At 57.7% G+C, this 15,909-nt stretch carries 12 protein-coding genes and 1 tRNA gene; 4 read left to right on the top strand and 9 right to left on the bottom strand.

Features of this window, described 5'->3' with window-relative positions; genetic code table 11:
* Nucleotides 1–22 precede the first annotated feature (22 nt).
* On the top strand, nucleotides 23–1,357 hold the full coding sequence (locus tag K6L24_RS09195) for a cation:proton antiporter (protein ID WP_137270068.1): 1,335 nt from the start codon (nucleotides 23–25) through the stop codon (nucleotides 1,355–1,357).
* 9 nt (nucleotides 1,358–1,366) lie between these two features.
* Here K6L24_RS09195 and K6L24_RS09190 read toward each other — a convergent pair whose 3' ends face one another.
* From K6L24_RS09190 to K6L24_RS09175, 4 genes are all read right to left on the bottom strand, one after another.
* Nucleotides 1,367–2,665 (bottom strand): flippase, encoded by a 1,299-nt coding sequence (locus K6L24_RS09190; protein ID WP_118663994.1) that lies wholly within the window; start codon nucleotides 2,663–2,665, stop codon nucleotides 1,367–1,369.
* A 28-nt stretch (nucleotides 2,666–2,693) separates the two neighbouring features.
* Entirely contained in the window at nucleotides 2,694–3,665 is a 972-nt protein-coding gene (locus tag K6L24_RS09185; RefSeq protein WP_222682217.1) for a glycosyltransferase family 2 protein, read from the bottom strand.
* A gap of 1,043 nt (nucleotides 3,666–4,708) precedes the next feature.
* The gene (gene exaC, locus K6L24_RS09180) at nucleotides 4,709–6,229 is read right to left on the bottom strand and encodes an acetaldehyde dehydrogenase ExaC (protein WP_062746389.1); all 1,521 of its coding nucleotides are present in this window, start codon (nucleotides 6,227–6,229) and stop codon (nucleotides 4,709–4,711) included.
* A 206-nt stretch (nucleotides 6,230–6,435) separates the two neighbouring features.
* Entirely contained in the window at nucleotides 6,436–7,158 is a 723-nt protein-coding gene (locus K6L24_RS09175) for a glutamine amidotransferase (protein WP_062746392.1), read from the bottom strand.
* Between the two features lie 226 nt (nucleotides 7,159–7,384).
* Here K6L24_RS09175 and K6L24_RS09170 point away from each other — a divergent pair, with 226 nt between their 5' ends.
* Nucleotides 7,385–8,296 (top strand): DMT family transporter, encoded by a 912-nt coding sequence (locus K6L24_RS09170; protein ID WP_062746432.1) that lies wholly within the window; start codon nucleotides 7,385–7,387, stop codon nucleotides 8,294–8,296.
* Nucleotides 8,297–8,317: 21 nt separating this feature from the next.
* Complete coding sequence (locus K6L24_RS09165; RefSeq protein ID WP_118663991.1) at nucleotides 8,318–9,688, top strand: CoA transferase; 1,371 nt, start codon at nucleotides 8,318–8,320, stop codon at nucleotides 9,686–9,688.
* Nucleotides 9,689–9,760: 72 nt separating this feature from the next.
* Here K6L24_RS09165 and K6L24_RS09160 read toward each other — a convergent pair whose 3' ends face one another.
* From K6L24_RS09160 to K6L24_RS09145, 4 genes are all read right to left on the bottom strand, one after another.
* Nucleotides 9,761–10,324, bottom strand: a complete 564-nt coding sequence (locus tag K6L24_RS09160; protein WP_062746397.1) for a TorD/DmsD family molecular chaperone — start codon at nucleotides 10,322–10,324, stop codon at nucleotides 9,761–9,763.
* 36 nt (nucleotides 10,325–10,360) lie between these two features.
* The gene (locus K6L24_RS09155) at nucleotides 10,361–11,098 is read right to left on the bottom strand and encodes a phosphatase (protein ID WP_187509017.1); all 738 of its coding nucleotides are present in this window, start codon (nucleotides 11,096–11,098) and stop codon (nucleotides 10,361–10,363) included.
* Between the two features lie 17 nt (nucleotides 11,099–11,115).
* Nucleotides 11,116–12,054 (bottom strand): glyoxylate/hydroxypyruvate reductase GhrA, encoded by a 939-nt coding sequence (ghrA, locus tag K6L24_RS09150; protein ID WP_118663990.1) that lies wholly within the window; start codon nucleotides 12,052–12,054, stop codon nucleotides 11,116–11,118.
* An 84-nt stretch (nucleotides 12,055–12,138) separates the two neighbouring features.
* On the bottom strand, nucleotides 12,139–13,644 hold the full coding sequence (locus K6L24_RS09145) for a peptide MFS transporter (protein ID WP_084344209.1): 1,506 nt from the start codon (nucleotides 13,642–13,644) through the stop codon (nucleotides 12,139–12,141).
* A gap of 195 nt (nucleotides 13,645–13,839) precedes the next feature.
* Between K6L24_RS09145 and K6L24_RS09140 the strand changes: the two genes are divergently transcribed.
* Nucleotides 13,840–13,927 (top strand) — tRNA-Ser (locus K6L24_RS09140).
* A 517-nt stretch (nucleotides 13,928–14,444) separates the two neighbouring features.
* Here K6L24_RS09140 and phoA read toward each other — a convergent pair.
* Nucleotides 14,445–15,848: an alkaline phosphatase gene (gene phoA / locus K6L24_RS09135; protein ID WP_062749671.1), complete on the bottom strand. Its 1,404-nt coding sequence runs from the start codon at nucleotides 15,846–15,848 to the stop codon at nucleotides 14,445–14,447.
* Nucleotides 15,849–15,909 lie beyond the last annotated feature (61 nt).

Genomic DNA, 15,909 nt, shown 5'->3' with positions numbered 1-15,909 from the left:
CTGAATCACAACGGGAGACAAAATGGGATTTCTTGGCTGGATGGCGGCCACAGGAGGGCTGCTGTTACTGATGTCGCTGGCCTCAGGCTGGATAAGCCGTGGCCCGGTCACTTCGTTCGCACTTTACCTGATTGCCGGGATCCTCTGCGGACCCTGGGTACTGGATCTGCTGCGGATCGATATTGCCGCCCACGCGCCTCTGGCAAAAAATCTGACCGAAATTGCCATGGCGGCCTCACTGTTTATCACTGGCCTCAAGCTGCGTCTGCCGCTGAACAGCCCGGGCTGGCGAATGGGGCTGCGGCTGGCGTTTCCCGCCATGCTGCTGACGGTAGCGGGCGTGACGCTGGCCGCGCACTTTCTGGTTGGCTTTTCCTGGCCGCTGTCGCTGGCGTTCGGTGCCATCGTTGCGCCAACTGACCCGGTGCTGGCCAGTCTGATCTCGGTTAACGACGCCCGCGACGACGATAATCTGCGCGTCTCGCTTTCCAGCGAGGCGGGGCTGAACGACGGCACCGCCCTGCCGCTGCTGATGCTGGCGGTCGCGCTGATCGCCGGCGGCGGTGAGATGTCCTGGTCGTTTATCACGCACTGGGCGCTGAAGGATGTCCTGTGGGCGGTAGCAGGCGGCAGCGCTATCGGTTTTGGGCTGGGCAGGCTGATTGGCCAGTACGCCTCACATCTGAGACACACGCATCAGGATGTCGCCCCCAATGACTTCCTGGCGCTGGCGCTGATCGCTCTCAGCTACGCCCTTGCGCAGTCGCTGGATGCCTCCGGTTTTCTGTCGGCCTTTGCGGCAGGCGTCGGCCTGCGCCGCGCCGAGATGCGCGTGGTGCGCCATTTCCCGACGGAAGAGTTCCGGGAGAGTGAATACCATCCGCCTGCGGAGGAGCTGGTAAACCCTAATGCGCGCCATCAGACCGACCAGACCCATCCGGCACGATCGGCGGGGCTGGTGGTCAGCGATGCGCTCTCCTTTGGCGACACCATTGAGCGTCTGTTTGCTGCAGCGATTATTATCGTTCTGGGGGTAACGCTGGCGCAGCACTGGAATACCACCGGGCTGTGGCTGGCCGCGCTGCTGTTTTTCGCCATTCGCCCCCTGTCAGTGTGGCTGGCCACTGTCGGGACGCCCGCCCCGGGTCTGCAGCGCGCCACCATTGGCTGGCTGGGGATCCGCGGCATCGGCAGCATTAACTACATCGCCTGGGCCTATACGCACGGTCTGGCGGGTGCCGACGCCGCGCGCATGGCCGATATGGCTTTTACACTGATCGTGGCCAGCGTGGTGGTGCACGGCATTTCCGTCACGCCGTTAATGAACTGGCGTCAGTCCCGCCTGGAGCGGAAGTGACGCCGCCGATCAAGCCTGTTCGTTGCCCGGACGCTGATATGCCGCGGGCCGGGCCAGGTAGGTTTTCAGGATGTTGTGTTTCACCAGCAGATAAATGATGCCGATAAACACCAGCACCTCTGAGAACACCAGCGCACAGGCCGCCCCGAGGGCACCAAACTTCCACGCCATCAGGCAACAGAACGGAATGTTCGCCGCACCGACGATAAACATCAGGTACATCCGCTGCTTCGCCAGGCCATGTGGAATAAGGATTTGCAGGCCTGCCGGGTAGCTGATGTTACCAAAGATAAAGCCGCATACGGCAATACGCAGGACGTCAGCCGATGCGTGAAATGCCGGGCCCAGCAGCAGTCGTACAACAAAATCCGCAAAAAAGAAGGTGAAGATCACGATAAACACGCTGAGGCCAAACGACAGGCTGATGCTTTTACGCGTCGCCGCCACCGCGGCAGCGCGATCCTTATGGAAAAGGTGACTGACTCGCGGGAAAAAAGCGTTACCGATCTGTTCCGGCACCGAGTTAGCGGCCTTCTTCAGACGGTCAGAGCCGTTATACAGACCCACCATGTAGGTATTGGTCATACTTGCCAGAATGAGCACATTAATGTTGTTGAAGAGGTTGGCCCCCAGAATGGACATAAAGACGTGCAGGCTGTCTTTCGTGCGCTGCAGGATCTCGCCCGGCTCGAAGCGGTAAGCGCCAATGACACGCATTTTAACCACAAAAGTCAGCGTAATGATGGCGGTGACAAACGCCACTACCCCGGGCACCAGCGCGGCCAGCCACGTATCTTCCGGTGTCTTGACCAGCAGGAAGGTTAGCGGAATAGACGTCAGCTGACCCACGGTGGAAATGACCGCCGTTTTACCGAGCTTCTCGAAGCCCTGCATCAGCCAGCCAAAAGAGAGCAGTTGCCCGTATAATACCGTTGAGTTGGCCAGCGCAATAAAGAACAGCGCGTGCCAGGCGGGATTGAGCCAGGTGACGACCAGCAGCACCGCCAGCGAGGCGGTACCCAGCAGGAGTTTGGCATTAAACGTCGACCAGAATAGCTGGGTGACGCGTTGCTTGTCATCCCGGTGCTGGGCAATGTCTTTGGTGGTATAAACGTTAAACCCCCAATCCGAGATGGTGCTGCAGTACATCACGCAGGCCAGGCCCAGCGCCAGCAGCCCCATATGTTCAACACCGAGGACACGTGCCAGATAAGGCAGCGTTGCCAGTGGAATGATAAATGAAGCACCGCGATACGCCAGTAGCGACAGCACATTAATTAACAGCGTTTTATCGATAACTTTAGCCATCAGCCCCTGACCTTTAAAAAAAATCCCTTCATGCTTTGCGAAGACTCCGCTTTATCCTGAGCAGATTAGAGTACAATTCCGGCTGTCTTAACAGCAGCCAGTTAGCCGCGCCCCCTGGTTTCAGATTTTTCCCGAAATATTCAATCGCATGATGCACATATTCCGGCACGGACTTTCCACTGGACAGCGACAGATGGATCATCAGTTTAAATGAGTGAATAAGATATAAGCGTCGTAACTCACTGCGGTCGTCGAGGTCGGCGGTCAGCCTGATCATTTTTTCATAAGACTGAACAAAGGCATCGTAACGCTGACGGAAATATCCTTCTGCTTTAACGCCATTAGTTAACGACCCGCGACGTAATCGCTGCCGGTAATAAACGTTCTCGCTGACAAAGGCGACACGGGTTCGCAGGAAAGCATCGAGCGTGTAACAATGATCTTCATGAACCCGATCAATATATTTCAAATTAAATCTGTCTATGATTTCTTTTTTCAGAACATAATTCCAGCTGGCTGAGGTGTAGGCGCCCTTGCGCAGCAGATGGCGAAAAACGGTTTGCGAAGAGGACAACCCGGACAGCGTATGCTGCACCTTCGGCCAGCTGTCTGCCGGGTTACCGTCGGAGAAAATCTCCGAGTTAAAACAGAACAACTCCAGCGCAGGATACTGTACCACCCGTGCAGAGAATTCAGCGTAAAACCCTTCACAAACAACATCATCCGGGTCACAACAGAACACATACTCACCACTGGCAAGCTGAATGCCGTGGTCACGCGCCCGTCCCGCCCCGCCATTTTCCACGCTGACGACCCTGACCCGTGCATCATTACCGAAGCGAGCCTCGATCCGGGCCAGTGTATTATCGGTTGAACCGTCATTAACGATAATTAATTCATTCGGTGCCGGTATTTGCGACAGCAGTGAATCAACACATTCAACAATATAATTCTCTACGTTATACGCAGGGATGACCACTGACAGCAATTTTTGCGTCATCACATTACTCTCACCTGTTCGGATTTGTTTTTAATTAACACCAGAACAATAAAAAAGACAACGCTGCATACGCCCCATGTATGTGTTTAGGATAAAACTTAGTTCTTAAAATAAATTCCATAAGAAAAATTAAAATGAGACATAAATTGAAATATGAAAATCTGCAGGTAAATTAAAATTAAACAAAACTTAAACGCTTCATTATTAATTTTCGAATATTCTTCCTGCCTTAATTTAATCTTAATGTTTCTTTTTCTCTCACCTGCGTTTAATTTTCGCCGCGCACTGAGATTAACAAAGCGTCAACGAACGGCACGTTCGGGAAAAATCCCAGTCAAAGAGATGTCAGCCTGTAACCTGCCCTCAGGGCTTGACGAAAAGAACGGTCACGGTATTTAGCGTTCTGAAGGAGAATAACGATTAAAATCGTGGTGTTAATGAAATCACTTTCGGGTAGCACGAGGGACGGGCTGAATAGTACAGAAATAGCTGGTTACGTTTTCTGGTGACGAGACCGCGCCGCGGTAACCGGAAGCATGGCCCATCGGGATGAAAAAACAGAACAGGCTGATTGAAATTGTTGTGGTAACCGGTGACGGATCTTCCTCTCTCCCTGCCAGCAGATCCTTGACTGCCTCTCTCCCACGCTCTCCCTGCGAAGGGCTACCCAGTCATTTTTTCATCTTTCCGCTGTGGATGTCGCCACACCAGGCCCTTTTGATTACCCGCCGTAACATTCTGTGGCACTTTCGGGTCTGAGTGATAAATCCGCCTGATAGATTAAGCATGTCTTATCAAAAAACCTCAACCCTGAGCACGCCCTCAAAGCCTGAACCTCTACAGATCAGGGTCTGCAGACGCTTTCGCCCGGCGCACACTAAACGGAAAATAACAGGAGAGGTAATGATTGGTGATAAAAGAGAGCAGCCGGGATCACCGACGGCGTCCGTCAGGCACACCCGGGCATGCGCGGACGATCGGTGGTCACACCGCTGAAGCCGGCAGAGGGAGAAAAACTGGCCGGGGGAGCCCGGCCAGTGCATTCAGAAAAAGCCCAGAGGTTCTATGCTGTAGCTGATCAGCAGGTTTTTGGTCTGCTGATAGTGATCGAGCATCATTTTATGCGTTTCGCGGCCAATCCCTGATTTTTTATAGCCACCAAAGGCGGCATGCGCCGGATAAAGGTGATAACAGTTAGTCCACACCCGCCCCGCCTTTATGGCGCGGCCGACCCGATAAGCGCGGTTAATATCGCGCGTCCACACTCCGGCCCCCAGGCCGTAGATGGTGTCGTTGGCCATGGCGATGGCTTCCGCTTCATCTTTAAAGGTGGTAATCCCCACCACCGGCCCGAAGATCTCTTCCTGAAACACGCGCATGCTGTTGTTACCCTTCAGCAGGGTCGGCTGAATATAATATCCGGTGGCCAGCTCTCCTTGCAGTTTTTCCACGCCGCCGCCGGTGAGGATTTCCGCCCCCTCCTTCTGCGCAATGTCCAGATAAGAGAGGATTTTGTCAAACTGCTGCTGCGAGGCCTGCGCGCCCACCATGGTATCGGTATCCATCGGGTCACCGCGCCTGATGGTTTTGACCCGCTTCATCACCGCAGCCATAAAGGGTTCATAAATCGACTCCTGCACCAGCGCGCGTGACGGACAGGTACAGACTTCCCCCTGGTTAAGGAAGCCCAGCACCACGCCTTCTGCCGCTTTCTCAATAAATGACGGCTCCGCCTGCATAATATCTTCAAAGAAAATGTTCGGTGACTTCCCGCCCAGCTCCACGGTTGAAGGGATCAGATTTTTTGCCGCCAGCTCAAGGATATGCCCGCCGGTCGCGGTGGAACCGGTAAAGGCCACTTTGGCAATGCGCGGGTGGGAGGCCAGCGCCTCCCCGGCTTCACGCCCGAAGCCATGGATGACATTCAGCACGCCTTCAGGCAGCAGGTCGCCGATCAGCCCGACGAACAGCGTGATCGACAGCGGGGTCTGCTCGGCCGGTTTCAGCACCACGCAGTTGCCCGCGGCCAGCGCCGGAGCCAGCTTCCACGCGGCCATCAGCAGCGGGAAGTTCCAGGGAATAATCTGTGCCACCACCCCCAGCGGTTCATGGAAATGATAGGCCGCAGTGAACTCATCAATTTCCGCCGCCGTGCCCTCCTGGGCACGCAGACAGCCGGCAAAATAGCGGAAGTGATCCACGGCCAGCGGCAGATCGGCCGCCAGCGTTTCACGCACCGGCTTGCCGTTATCCCAGGTCTCATTGACCGCCAGCATCTCCAGGTGCTGCTCCAGACGGTCAGCAATGTTCAGCAGCGTAAGAGAGCGGGACTGCACCGACGTTTTGCCCCACGCGTCAGCGGCGGCGTGCGCGGCATCCAGCGCCTTTTCCACGTCGTCTTTGTCGGAGCGAGGAAAGTCGCCAATCACCGATCCATTGATCGGAGAGGTATTGGTAAACCAGGTACCGTTAACCGGCGGGGTAAATTCCCCGTTGATGTAGTTACCATACTGCGATTGCAGGGTAATCAGAGACTCGTTACTGCCCGGATATGCATAGCGCATCGTCGCTCTCCTGTTAAAGACATCGCCGTGGCGAACTTAACGTTAACAATAAAACAACCCATTATTAACATTATCAATAACGGTGAGCATGTCAGATTGCCGGGCCGTAAACTGTGACGGTATCGAAAGGAAATAAGGATTTTAGCCTTGCGCTGTGAGGCAGCGCACAGGGCCGCAGCGAGAAGCGTGCGGCCGGGCCGCCAGTGTTACGCCCGTATAGCGACGGGCTGCACCTGCTGCCAGAAAGCGCGCAGTAACTGGCGTGGCCACTGCGGGGTCGGCTGCGCCGTCATCAGGCGGGCAACCTCTCCCTCGCTCAGGCTGTTCTGCAGGCAGGCGGTCATAATCGCAGGGGTGAATTCAGGATGAAACTGCACCGACAGCGCCTGTGCACTGTAGCGGATAATCTGACAACCCTCCTGCGCCGAGTGGGCCAGCACCTGCGCGCCCGGCGGTGGCGTCAGTACCGACTGGCGGTGTGAAAGCCAGGCGGTGAACCGATCGGGAAGTGCCGACAGCAGCGGGTCCTGCCGCATTGCCTCACCGCCCGTCACGGCGATCAGACCCCGCTCCCATCCCGCCGGGTTATCTCCGACGTTGCCCCCCAGGGCATAAGACATCAGCTGGTGTCCGTAGCAGACGCCCAGTAACGGCAAACCATCGGCCACTGCCCCGCGCACCCAGGCGGCGGTGCGTTCGCTCCAGTCGGCACGGTCGGTCACCATTGCCCAGGAGCCGCTGAGGAGGGCGGCAGAGAGCGCACGCACATCGGGCAGCGCCTCCCCCCGATCCGGGCGGACGACAATATAGTCACTCCCTGACAGATCCAGGGCGTCCACAAACCACTGCGTCTGTTCGCCGACGCGCGCACTGACTGCCGCGGGCGGTGATTCAAGCTGGATAATCGCTAAAGGAAGTCTCACTGTCATCGTTCTTCATCCTCAGATCGCTGCGGGGCCGTTACCCCGGCAATTATCATGGCAGCTCGCCGGCGCGCTGTCTCATAACATTTTCTTGTATTGTATTGATAACGCACCGGGTTCCCGTCCCCCTCTGCGCTACCGGTTGCGAAAAAAAACTGCGCAGATCAGCGCCTCAAGCGGCGGTTTTCATGCCATGATTATCAGGACTACTTCGTTTGCTAAGGACTTTGCGGTGGCTTTGCGTCATTTTTTACTGATTTTGCTGGTGGTGTCTATCTGGGCGTTTAATAACATCGCCATTAAATGGGGGTTGCTCGACCTGCCCCCCCTGCTGATGATCACCCTGCGCTTTGTCGTTGTGGCTCTGATCCTGGTGCCCTTTACCCGCGTCACCCGTCAGCAACTCTGGTATCTGATACCGCTTGGCTTTACTTTCGGTTTTATGCACTTTTCTCTGCTGTTTGTCAGCCTGAAGTATACCGATGCCGGAACCGCGGCGGTGATCGTTCAACTGGGAACCCCGATCGCCATGCTGCTGGCCATGGTGATCCTGAAAGAGAAACTCCGCCTGATCCAGCTGGTGGGCATCGCCCTGTCCCTGAGCGGCGTGGTGGTGCTGGCTGGCAGCCCGACCATCCCCAATTTCTGGATATTCCTGATGCTGATCCTCAGCGCCTTTGGCTGGGCGATCAGTAATCTGATTGTAAAAAAATCACCGCCCATCAGCCCGTTAACCCTTACCGGCTGGCTGTCCTTTTTTGCCATTCCGCTGGTGGCACTGGCTTCGTGGATGACGGAGTCTGATCAGCTTCATCTGCTGCTACACTCATCATGGCGGGGCTGGTTTGGCATTCTGTTCAGCGCTATTGGTTCATCCATCGTGGCGTACTCCCTGTGGTACAGCCTGCTGAAACATTACAACGTCAATCTGATTATGCCTTACTCGCTGCTTACCCCGGTGCTGGCCGTCATTATGGGCGTTGTGGTACTGGGGGACAGTATGAACAGCTACAAGGCTATCGGGGCGTTGCTGGTGATTGTCGGGACGGCCATCGCGGTAATTAACCTGCGTAATCTGAAGATGCACGCCCGCCTGTCGCGCTTTCGCTATGACCGCCAGCGGAAAAATCGCCCCCGTTCCTGAGCAACGATCAAGGAGAGCCGAATGGATCATCGCCTGAGCACTGCCCTGTGGCAACAGCTGTGGCACGGGCTGCGCAACAGCAGCACGCCCCTGCCTGAACTTCGCATCACCGGCGAGCAGGCACTGGTCTCTGCTTATCCGGTCAGTGAACTGGCAGCGACCAGCTTCGCTCTGGCCGCGCAGGCCACCGCCAGCCTGACTGGGGCGGCGGCTACCGTGACAGTTGACGGCACGCTGGCCTCGCGCTGGTTTCAACAGGTGCTGCGTCCGGTTAACCGCCCGACGCCTCCCCTGTGGGATGCCTTTGCCGGGGACTACGCCACGGCGGACGGCTGGTTGCGCCTGCACACTAACGCCCCGCATCACCGTGCAGCCATGGAGCAGGTGCTGGGCCGACACGCCAGCCGTCAGCAGCTGGCCGCCGCCGTGGCGGCATGGCGTAAAAGCGATCTGGAACAGGCTGTCGTGGACGCAGGCGGCTGCGCTGCCGCGCTGCGCAGTCACAGCGAATGGCAGCAGCATCCGCAGGGACAGAGCGTCAGCCGGGAGTCACTGATCGAACAGACACTGCAGGCCTGCGGCCCGATGCCGGCATGGCGTCTGCCTGCGGCGCGACCACTGCTCGGCGTGCGCGTGCTTGATCTGACGCGCATTATTGCCGGGCCGGTGGCCACGCGATTTCTGGCCGGACTGGGAGCAGAAGTACTGCGCATCGATCCACCCGGCTGGCAGGAGCCTTCGCTGGAAGAAGAGATCACCCCCGGAAAACGCTGCGCGCGCCTCGATCTGAAGACCGCCGGTGGCCGCCAGCAGTTTGAGCAGTTACTCAGCCAGAGCGATGTGCTGGTGCACGGCTACCGCGCCGATGCACTGAGCCAGTTGGGTTATGACAGCGAGTCACTGCAGCAGCACAAGCCCGGGCTGGTGGAGGTCAGCCTGAATGCCTGGGGCTGGACCGGCCCCTGGCGCAACCGGCGCGGGTTTGACAGCCTGGTGCAGATGGCCTGCGGCATCGCCGAGCGCGGCCGCCTGTGGCAGGGCAGTGACGCCCCGGTGCCGCTGCCGGTACAGGCGCTGGATCACGCAACAGGTTATATGATGGCCGCCGCCGTGCTGGAGGGATTACGCCAGCGTCTGCTGCACGGCACCGGCTTTACCGCCCGCCTGTCACTGGCGCGCACCGCCTGTCTGCTGACCGATGCACCTTATCCGCAGGACGCACAGCCCGCGGGTCTGGGACCGCGTCGGCCGCAGGATGACGATCCGGAGGCGCTGATCTCTCCATGGGGCATCAGTTACCGGCTGCGGTCGCCGTTCTGGCTGCCCGGTACTCCGCTGGCCTGGTCCCGCGCCCCTTCCCCGTTCGGCTCCGCCCCACCGGTCTGGCGCTGACGCCTGACCGGCTGACGGATAAAAAAAGGCCGCCCCGGTGAGGAGCGGCCCGTTTAATGCGCAGGACAGCCGTTATTCCGGCGTGCCCTGTGCTTCATCTTCCAGCTCGTCACGCATTGCCTGGATGGCCTCACGGCTGATGGCGGCCAGCGTACGGTAAAACGCCGTTTCCGCATGCGCCTCAACCTTGCCGAGGAAGGCACCGACCCACGGCATCAGGAAATCATCAAACAGCTGGATTTGCGCCTGGCTCTCATCCTCTTCTGACTGATCTTCCAGCCAGGATGCGGCCAGTAACAGCGCGCCGATATGATCGGCAGGCGCATCGGTCAACGGCATCCCACGCGGGCCGAGAAAAGCACGGACATCGGCTTCCTGTGGGCCATTCTCCCACTGCGATGCATACGGCGACACCTTACATTCCGGCCCGACAAACAGCGCATTGTAATCAGCAGCAAGCAGAGCGGGATCGCTGTTCTGCTGCAGGCGGGTTAACAGCTCATCCTGCTCCAGCGGCCAGTTCTGCTGTAACTTGCCTTCGCGCAGAAGGGTAAACAGCGGCACCAGCAGCGGGTCCTGAGGCTGGCGATTATACAGCGAGCCCAGAATGCGGCAGATGATGGAAAACTCATTCATGTCTTTCAGTTCCGTTAGGGGTTATGTGTGACAGTGTCACATATCAGCGAATTCGGTAATTTCTCTGCCGGTGCGCAGCGTTAAAAAGTCCAGCAGGCGGCGCGGCGTGACATTTAACACGCGATCTTCAGGAAAATCCACCTCGCGCATAATGCGCAGGCAGTGATCGAAGTTGCCGAGGGTAAAGGCCGTGTGCGAATCCGAGCCCAGGGCCAGACGGCCACCGGCATCGCGCACCGCAGCGGCCACCGCGCGGCAGTTCGGTTCGCTCCCGAGGCGGGAGGTGGTAAAGGAGGAGTTATTCAGCTCCAGCGCCACGTCGTACTTCGCGGCGGCTTCGGCCACCGCCTGAATGTCGATCGGGTATTTCGGGTTGCCCGGGTGGCTGATGATATGCACCAGCCCGTTCGCCATCGTGGCGATCATCGCTTCGGTATTGGTCGCCTTATCCTGCGGGGGCAATACCGGTTCGTGGAAGCCGGCGACGATAATATCAATCGAGTCCAGCATCGGGCCGCTGCAGTCTATCTCGCCCTGAACATTTTTTATATTCGCCTCAATGCCGCGCAGGATGCCAACGCCGTCCACCAGGCGCGGCCAGACTTTCATATTAACGAAGTGCCAGTAGTGCGGGGCATCGGCCATATCCGGACCATGGTCGGTTATCGCCAGCAGCTTTACGCCACAGGTCTGCGCCTGTAAAACGTAGTCACGTAGCGTACTGTAGGCATGGGTACTGGCGACGGTATGCATATGCAGGTCAACGGGGTACATGAGTTCTCTCCTTTTCGTTAATAGCCACGGCTGATATCCACGCGTCCTGGCGGCATTTCGCCACGCTCACATCGCAGTACCGCCTGAGCAATATAGTCCATAGCTTCGTCGGGTAAGGTTACAGCCGCATTATGCGGCGTGATAGCGATATCCGGATGCGACCAGAACGCATGTTCCGCCGGGAGCGGCTCATGGTTAAACACGTCCAGCGCGGCGGCGCTGACTTCTCCGGCCTCCATCGCTGCCAGCAGATCGGCTTCCACCAGATGCGCCCCACGCGCCAGGTTCAGCAGGAAAGCGCCGGGTTTAAGCTGGCTGAGGAGCGCCCGGTTCAGAATGCCTTCCGTCTGCGGCGTATTCGGCAGCAGGTTAATCAGCACGCGGGTGGAAGAAAGAAACGCGCCCAGCCCCGCCTCCCCGTGAAAGCTGGTCACGCCATCGATCTGCTTAGGTGAGCGACTCCAGCAACTGACCGGAAAGTCCCACGCCAGCAGGCTTTGTGCCACGCTGCGGCCCAGCACCCCGGCCCCCAGAATGCCGATGGAGAAATCACTGCGGGCGCGGTTGGGCAGGTGATGCCAGAGCGTTTCGATTTTTTGTTTCTGATATTCAGGAAAGCGGCGGAACCAGCCGAGCACGTGATACACGGCGTACTCCTGCATCTGACGGCCCATGCCGGTATCCTCAAGGCGAAAAAGGGGCACACCGGGCGACAGCATTCCGGGATTGTCCCGCAACTGGCTGAGGATATCGTCCACCCCGGCACCCAGTGCAAACACGGCTTTCAGCTCGCGCCCCGCCAGCATCTCCACCGGCGGCTGGCGTACCAGTGCAAAATCCGCCGGGCCGTTGTCACCGGGCTGCCACTGGCGAATGCGGGCCTGGGGTAAACGCTGCTGCAAGCCGTTGATCCAGGTTTCTGCCTTAAAGAACGGATGATAAAAAATGATATCCACGTTTTTTCTCCTGTTTTTCTGTTTATGGTAGAAAATCGCGCGGCTGGCAAGTGAAATCTGGGGCAGCGGTCTGCCCCGGTCTGGTTAGCGATGTTCAACCTGTTGGATCAGTCGGCGTAAGAACGGGATCAGACACACCAGCAGCAGCCCTGTCCCGGCACTGCCCCAGCCCAGCAGACTGAAGATATGGCTGTAGCCCGGATTGGTCAGCAGTGGCGTGCTGCCGCTGTTTTCTGGCATCAGTGCAGAGACGTGACCCGACAGTACCGATGCGACGCCGGTGACCATCATCCAGCAGCCCATCATCACCCCCTGGTAGCGTGCCGGAGCCAGTCTGCCGATCATCGCGTAACCGATGGGGGAAATCAGCAGCTCACCGATGCTCTGCAGGATGTAACTGATGACGATCCATTTGAACGCCACAATGCCATCGCCCCCCGCCAGCGCAATACCCAGCGGCAGAACCAGCATACCAAGACCAATGAAGAATAAAGAAGCAGAGAACTGTAGCGGAATATCAATGCGCCATGCGCGCTCACGCAGGTTACGGAACAGCAGCGCCAGCAGCGGCCCACCGATAACAATCACCAGCGTATTGATATTCTGCACCCACTGCGGAGCCACGCGGATTCCCCAGACGTTGAGGTTGATGTTGTGTTCGGTGAACAGCATCAGTCCCATCGGCGCCAGCTGATACAGGGTCCAGAACACCAGTGAACCGAGCGCCAGAATCAGATAAGCCCCCATCCGGCGCTGCTCGTCGCGGGGACGGTGGCGCAGCGTAGTCAGGCACAACAGCAGGAAAATCGCCGCCCCCAGCACGAGAACAAAGGTCCCGGTAAAGCCCGCATGGTTAAGCATCAGTCGAATCGTCGGCACCAGCAGGAGCAGCACCGCCAGCCCGCCAAACATTCGCCAGCGGAACTGACGCGGGCTGGCCTGTAGCAAGGGGGTATTGATATCGGCAAGGATCTTCCAGCACAGCAGCGAGATCACAATGGCAACAGCATTACCGACGGTGGCGAACAGGAACAACGCCTCATAGTGCTCACTCAGCTGGAAATAGCCCGCACCGGTGAAACCAAGAAAGAAGCCGAGGTTCATCCCGGCGTAGTTCCACAGGAAGGCGCTCTCACGGCGGTTATCCTCCGGTCTGAAGCGCTGGGTCAGCATCATATTGATGCAGGTGACATTCAGACCGCTGCCGGTGAGGAACATCGCCAGCCCCCAGTACAGCCCTTCCGCACTCTGTCCTGAAAGCGTCCAGCATCCTGCCACCTGCAGGGCCATGCCCAGCACAAACAGATTGCGGTTGCTGAGGAAACGCCCGCCCAGATAGCCACCAAACAGATGCAAGCCGTAATTAAAGGCGCCAAATACGCCCATCATGGTATTGGCCTGCCCTTCACTGAACCCTAAACGCTTGGTAGCGTACAGCACCAGGCTGGAGTACAGCACAGCAAAGCCCATGGTGGCGAAGATTTGAATAAAGAACAGCGCGCCGGTACCGCCCGGCACGCGCTGTTGGGGTATAGGGTTGGACTGCTCCACAACTAACCTCAGTATTTCCTGCCAAATGAAGCGGATCATTATGCACCTTTTCACCGGCAGCGGCGGCACAGATAGGGGGGAAAGTGACGAGAGAACGGTGCTACTGCCGTTTAAAGCAGCAAAGTGGTGTAAAACTGACTAAACGCACGCATTTTTCTGGAATGACGGTTGACCGCAGCGGGCGTTTTCCCCTACATTAGCGCCGGTCAGCAGCCCCGGCTGCGGCAACAATATGGTGAGGTGTCCGAGTGGCTGAAGGAGCACGCCTGGAAAGTGTGTATACGGCAACGTATCGAGGGTTCGAACCCCTCTCTCACCACCATATTTCAAGAGAATGCCTGAGCGAAAGTTCAGGCATTTTTTTTGCCTGTTGCACCGTCAGAGAGGGCGTGAAGAACCCTCGCAAGGGGTCGACAAAACGGCAGGACCGCCGTTTTGCACAGCCGCAGGCTGCCCGCAGGGCGAGCGCCAGGGATGGCGCGCGTGAGCCCCCTCTCTCACCACCCTATTTCAAGAGAATGCCTGAGCGAAAGTTCAGGCATTTTTTTTGCCTGTTGCACAGTAAGAGAGGGCGTGAAGAACCCTCGCCAGGGGTCGACAAAACGGCAGGGCCGCCGTTTTGCACAGCCGCAGGATGCCCGCAGGGCGAGCGCCAGGGATGGCGCGCGTGAGCCCCCTCTCTCACCACCCTATTTCAAGAGAATGCCTGAGCGAAAGTTCAGGCATTTTTTTTGCCTGTTGCACCGTCAGAGAGGGCGTGAAGGACCCTCGCAAGGGGTCGACAAAACGGCAGGACCGCAGGACCGCAGGAACCGGGCGGTAAACGCCCGGAAAACCCTTTATTTGATAGCCAGTGCCGCTTTGATGGTATAGAACAGATCGGTCTGATCGGTCAGGCCCACCACGTTGGCCGCATGCGGGCCGTAAGCCGCAATGCGCAGCTGCGTCCCGGTGTGTCCCTGGGAATCTTCTTCAGAATTGCCGTAGCTGATGGTCATCGGGCTGCCATCTTTGGTGATCAGCGTCTGCGTCAGGCCGGGTGCTTTGCTGTCATTGGCAATAATCTGGCTGGAATGCGCATGGTCAGCCGTCACAATCACCAGCGTATTGCCATCTTTGCGTGCAAACGCCAGTGCTTTCTGCACCGCTTCATCCAGATCGACGGTTTCACCAATCTGACCACACGGGTTGGCAGCATGGTCCTGCTTATCGATAGAGGCTCCTTCCACCTGCAGGAAGAAGCCTTTCTTCTGACGGTCCAACAGGGAAATCGCTTTCTCCGTCATCTGCGCCAGTGTCGGGGTTGAGGCCGGACGTTCTGCGTTCACTTCACAGGTAATGGGTTTACCGTCGAGGTTGCCGTGATAAGTGGCTTTCGGCCCTTTCCAGCGTACCGGCATATTGCCGTCGGCAAACAGGCCCAGTACCGGCTTAGCGTCACTGGCTTCTGTCAGCGCGTTCATGCCGTCCAGATCGTTCACCCACTGATAGCCACGCAGTTTTGCCTGCTCTTCCAGCGTTTTACCCTGCCACTCCCCTGCTTTTGCCGTCTCTGCAAAGGTTTTGCCACCGCCGCCCAGCGTCACATCGGCGCGGGCGTTCAGCAGTTGCTCGGCAATGGAGCCCTTTCCGCCTTTTTCCAGCGCGTTGCTGGCACAGAGTTCACTGGTTTTTACCGGGCCGTAGCACTTACGTGAGGTGACATGGGCAATCTGCGCAGCCGGTGTGGCATCTTCGAGCTCGGCGGTAGACACGTTGCCCGTGGCTTTACCGGCGGCTTTCGCCAGCTCCAGCAGCGTTGGATAATCCTTTCCGTTAACGTCCACGCCAATTGCACCGTTGTAAGACTTCACGCCCGTTGCCCATGCGGTCGCAGAGGCGGCTGAATCGGTGACGTAGTCGGGTTTATGTGTTTTCTTGTCCAGTGAATAGTGGGTGTACTGCCCGGTCAATGGCAAGGCATCAATCCCTTTAAAGAAACCGCCCGCGCCTTCAGCATAGTTACGTGCTGCGGTAATTTCAGAGTCGCCCATGCCATCACCAATCAGCAAAATGACGTTTTTCGCGGTGGTATTGCTCAGGGATGCCTTCAGTGCTTCGGTCTGATCTTCGGTAAGGCGTCTTGCCCCGCCAGGCTGGGTAATATCGCCCTGGGCGGCACGCTGGTAGGTGGCCATATCCGCCATGGCCGAAGCGCAGATCAGTGAAGTCAGCAGGGATAGAGCGAAGGCTTTATGTTTCATTAGTGGCGATCTCCATGAATAAATTTTACTTAATATTTCAGGGGGTCAGTTTGCGATACAA

This window comes from Erwinia persicina (assembly GCF_019844095.1).
Taxonomy (GTDB): Bacteria; Pseudomonadota; Gammaproteobacteria; order Enterobacterales; family Enterobacteriaceae; genus Erwinia; species Erwinia persicina.
Note: the sequence above shows the minus strand (reverse complement) of the source record. Positions and strands in the feature narration are given on the sequence as shown.

Bases quoted from the DNA above. Each gene is read 5' to 3' on its own strand.
- K6L24_RS09195 (WP_137270068.1), top strand. From the start codon at position 23: ATGGGATTTCTTGGCTGGATGGCGGCCACAGGAGGGCTGCTGTTACTG.
- K6L24_RS09190 (WP_118663994.1), bottom strand. From the start codon at position 2,665: ATGGCTAAAGTTATCGATAAAACGCTGTTAATTAATGTGCTGTCGCTA.
- K6L24_RS09185 (WP_222682217.1), bottom strand. From the start codon at position 3,665: ATGACGCAAAAATTGCTGTCAGTGGTCATCCCTGCGTATAACGTAGAG.
- exaC (WP_062746389.1), bottom strand. From the start codon at position 6,229: ATGCGCTATGCATATCCGGGCAGTAACGAGTCTCTGATTACCCTGCAA.
- K6L24_RS09175 (WP_062746392.1), bottom strand. From the start codon at position 7,158: ATGACAGTGAGACTTCCTTTAGCGATTATCCAGCTTGAATCACCGCCC.
- K6L24_RS09165 (WP_118663991.1), top strand. From the start codon at position 8,318: ATGGATCATCGCCTGAGCACTGCCCTGTGGCAACAGCTGTGGCACGGG.
- K6L24_RS09160 (WP_062746397.1), bottom strand. From the start codon at position 10,324: ATGAATGAGTTTTCCATCATCTGCCGCATTCTGGGCTCGCTGTATAAT.
- K6L24_RS09155 (WP_187509017.1), bottom strand. From the start codon at position 11,098: ATGTACCCCGTTGACCTGCATATGCATACCGTCGCCAGTACCCATGCC.
- K6L24_RS09145 (WP_084344209.1), bottom strand. From the start codon at position 13,644: ATGATCCGCTTCATTTGGCAGGAAATACTGAGGTTAGTTGTGGAGCAG.
- phoA (WP_062749671.1), bottom strand. From the start codon at position 15,848: ATGAAACATAAAGCCTTCGCTCTATCCCTGCTGACTTCACTGATCTGC.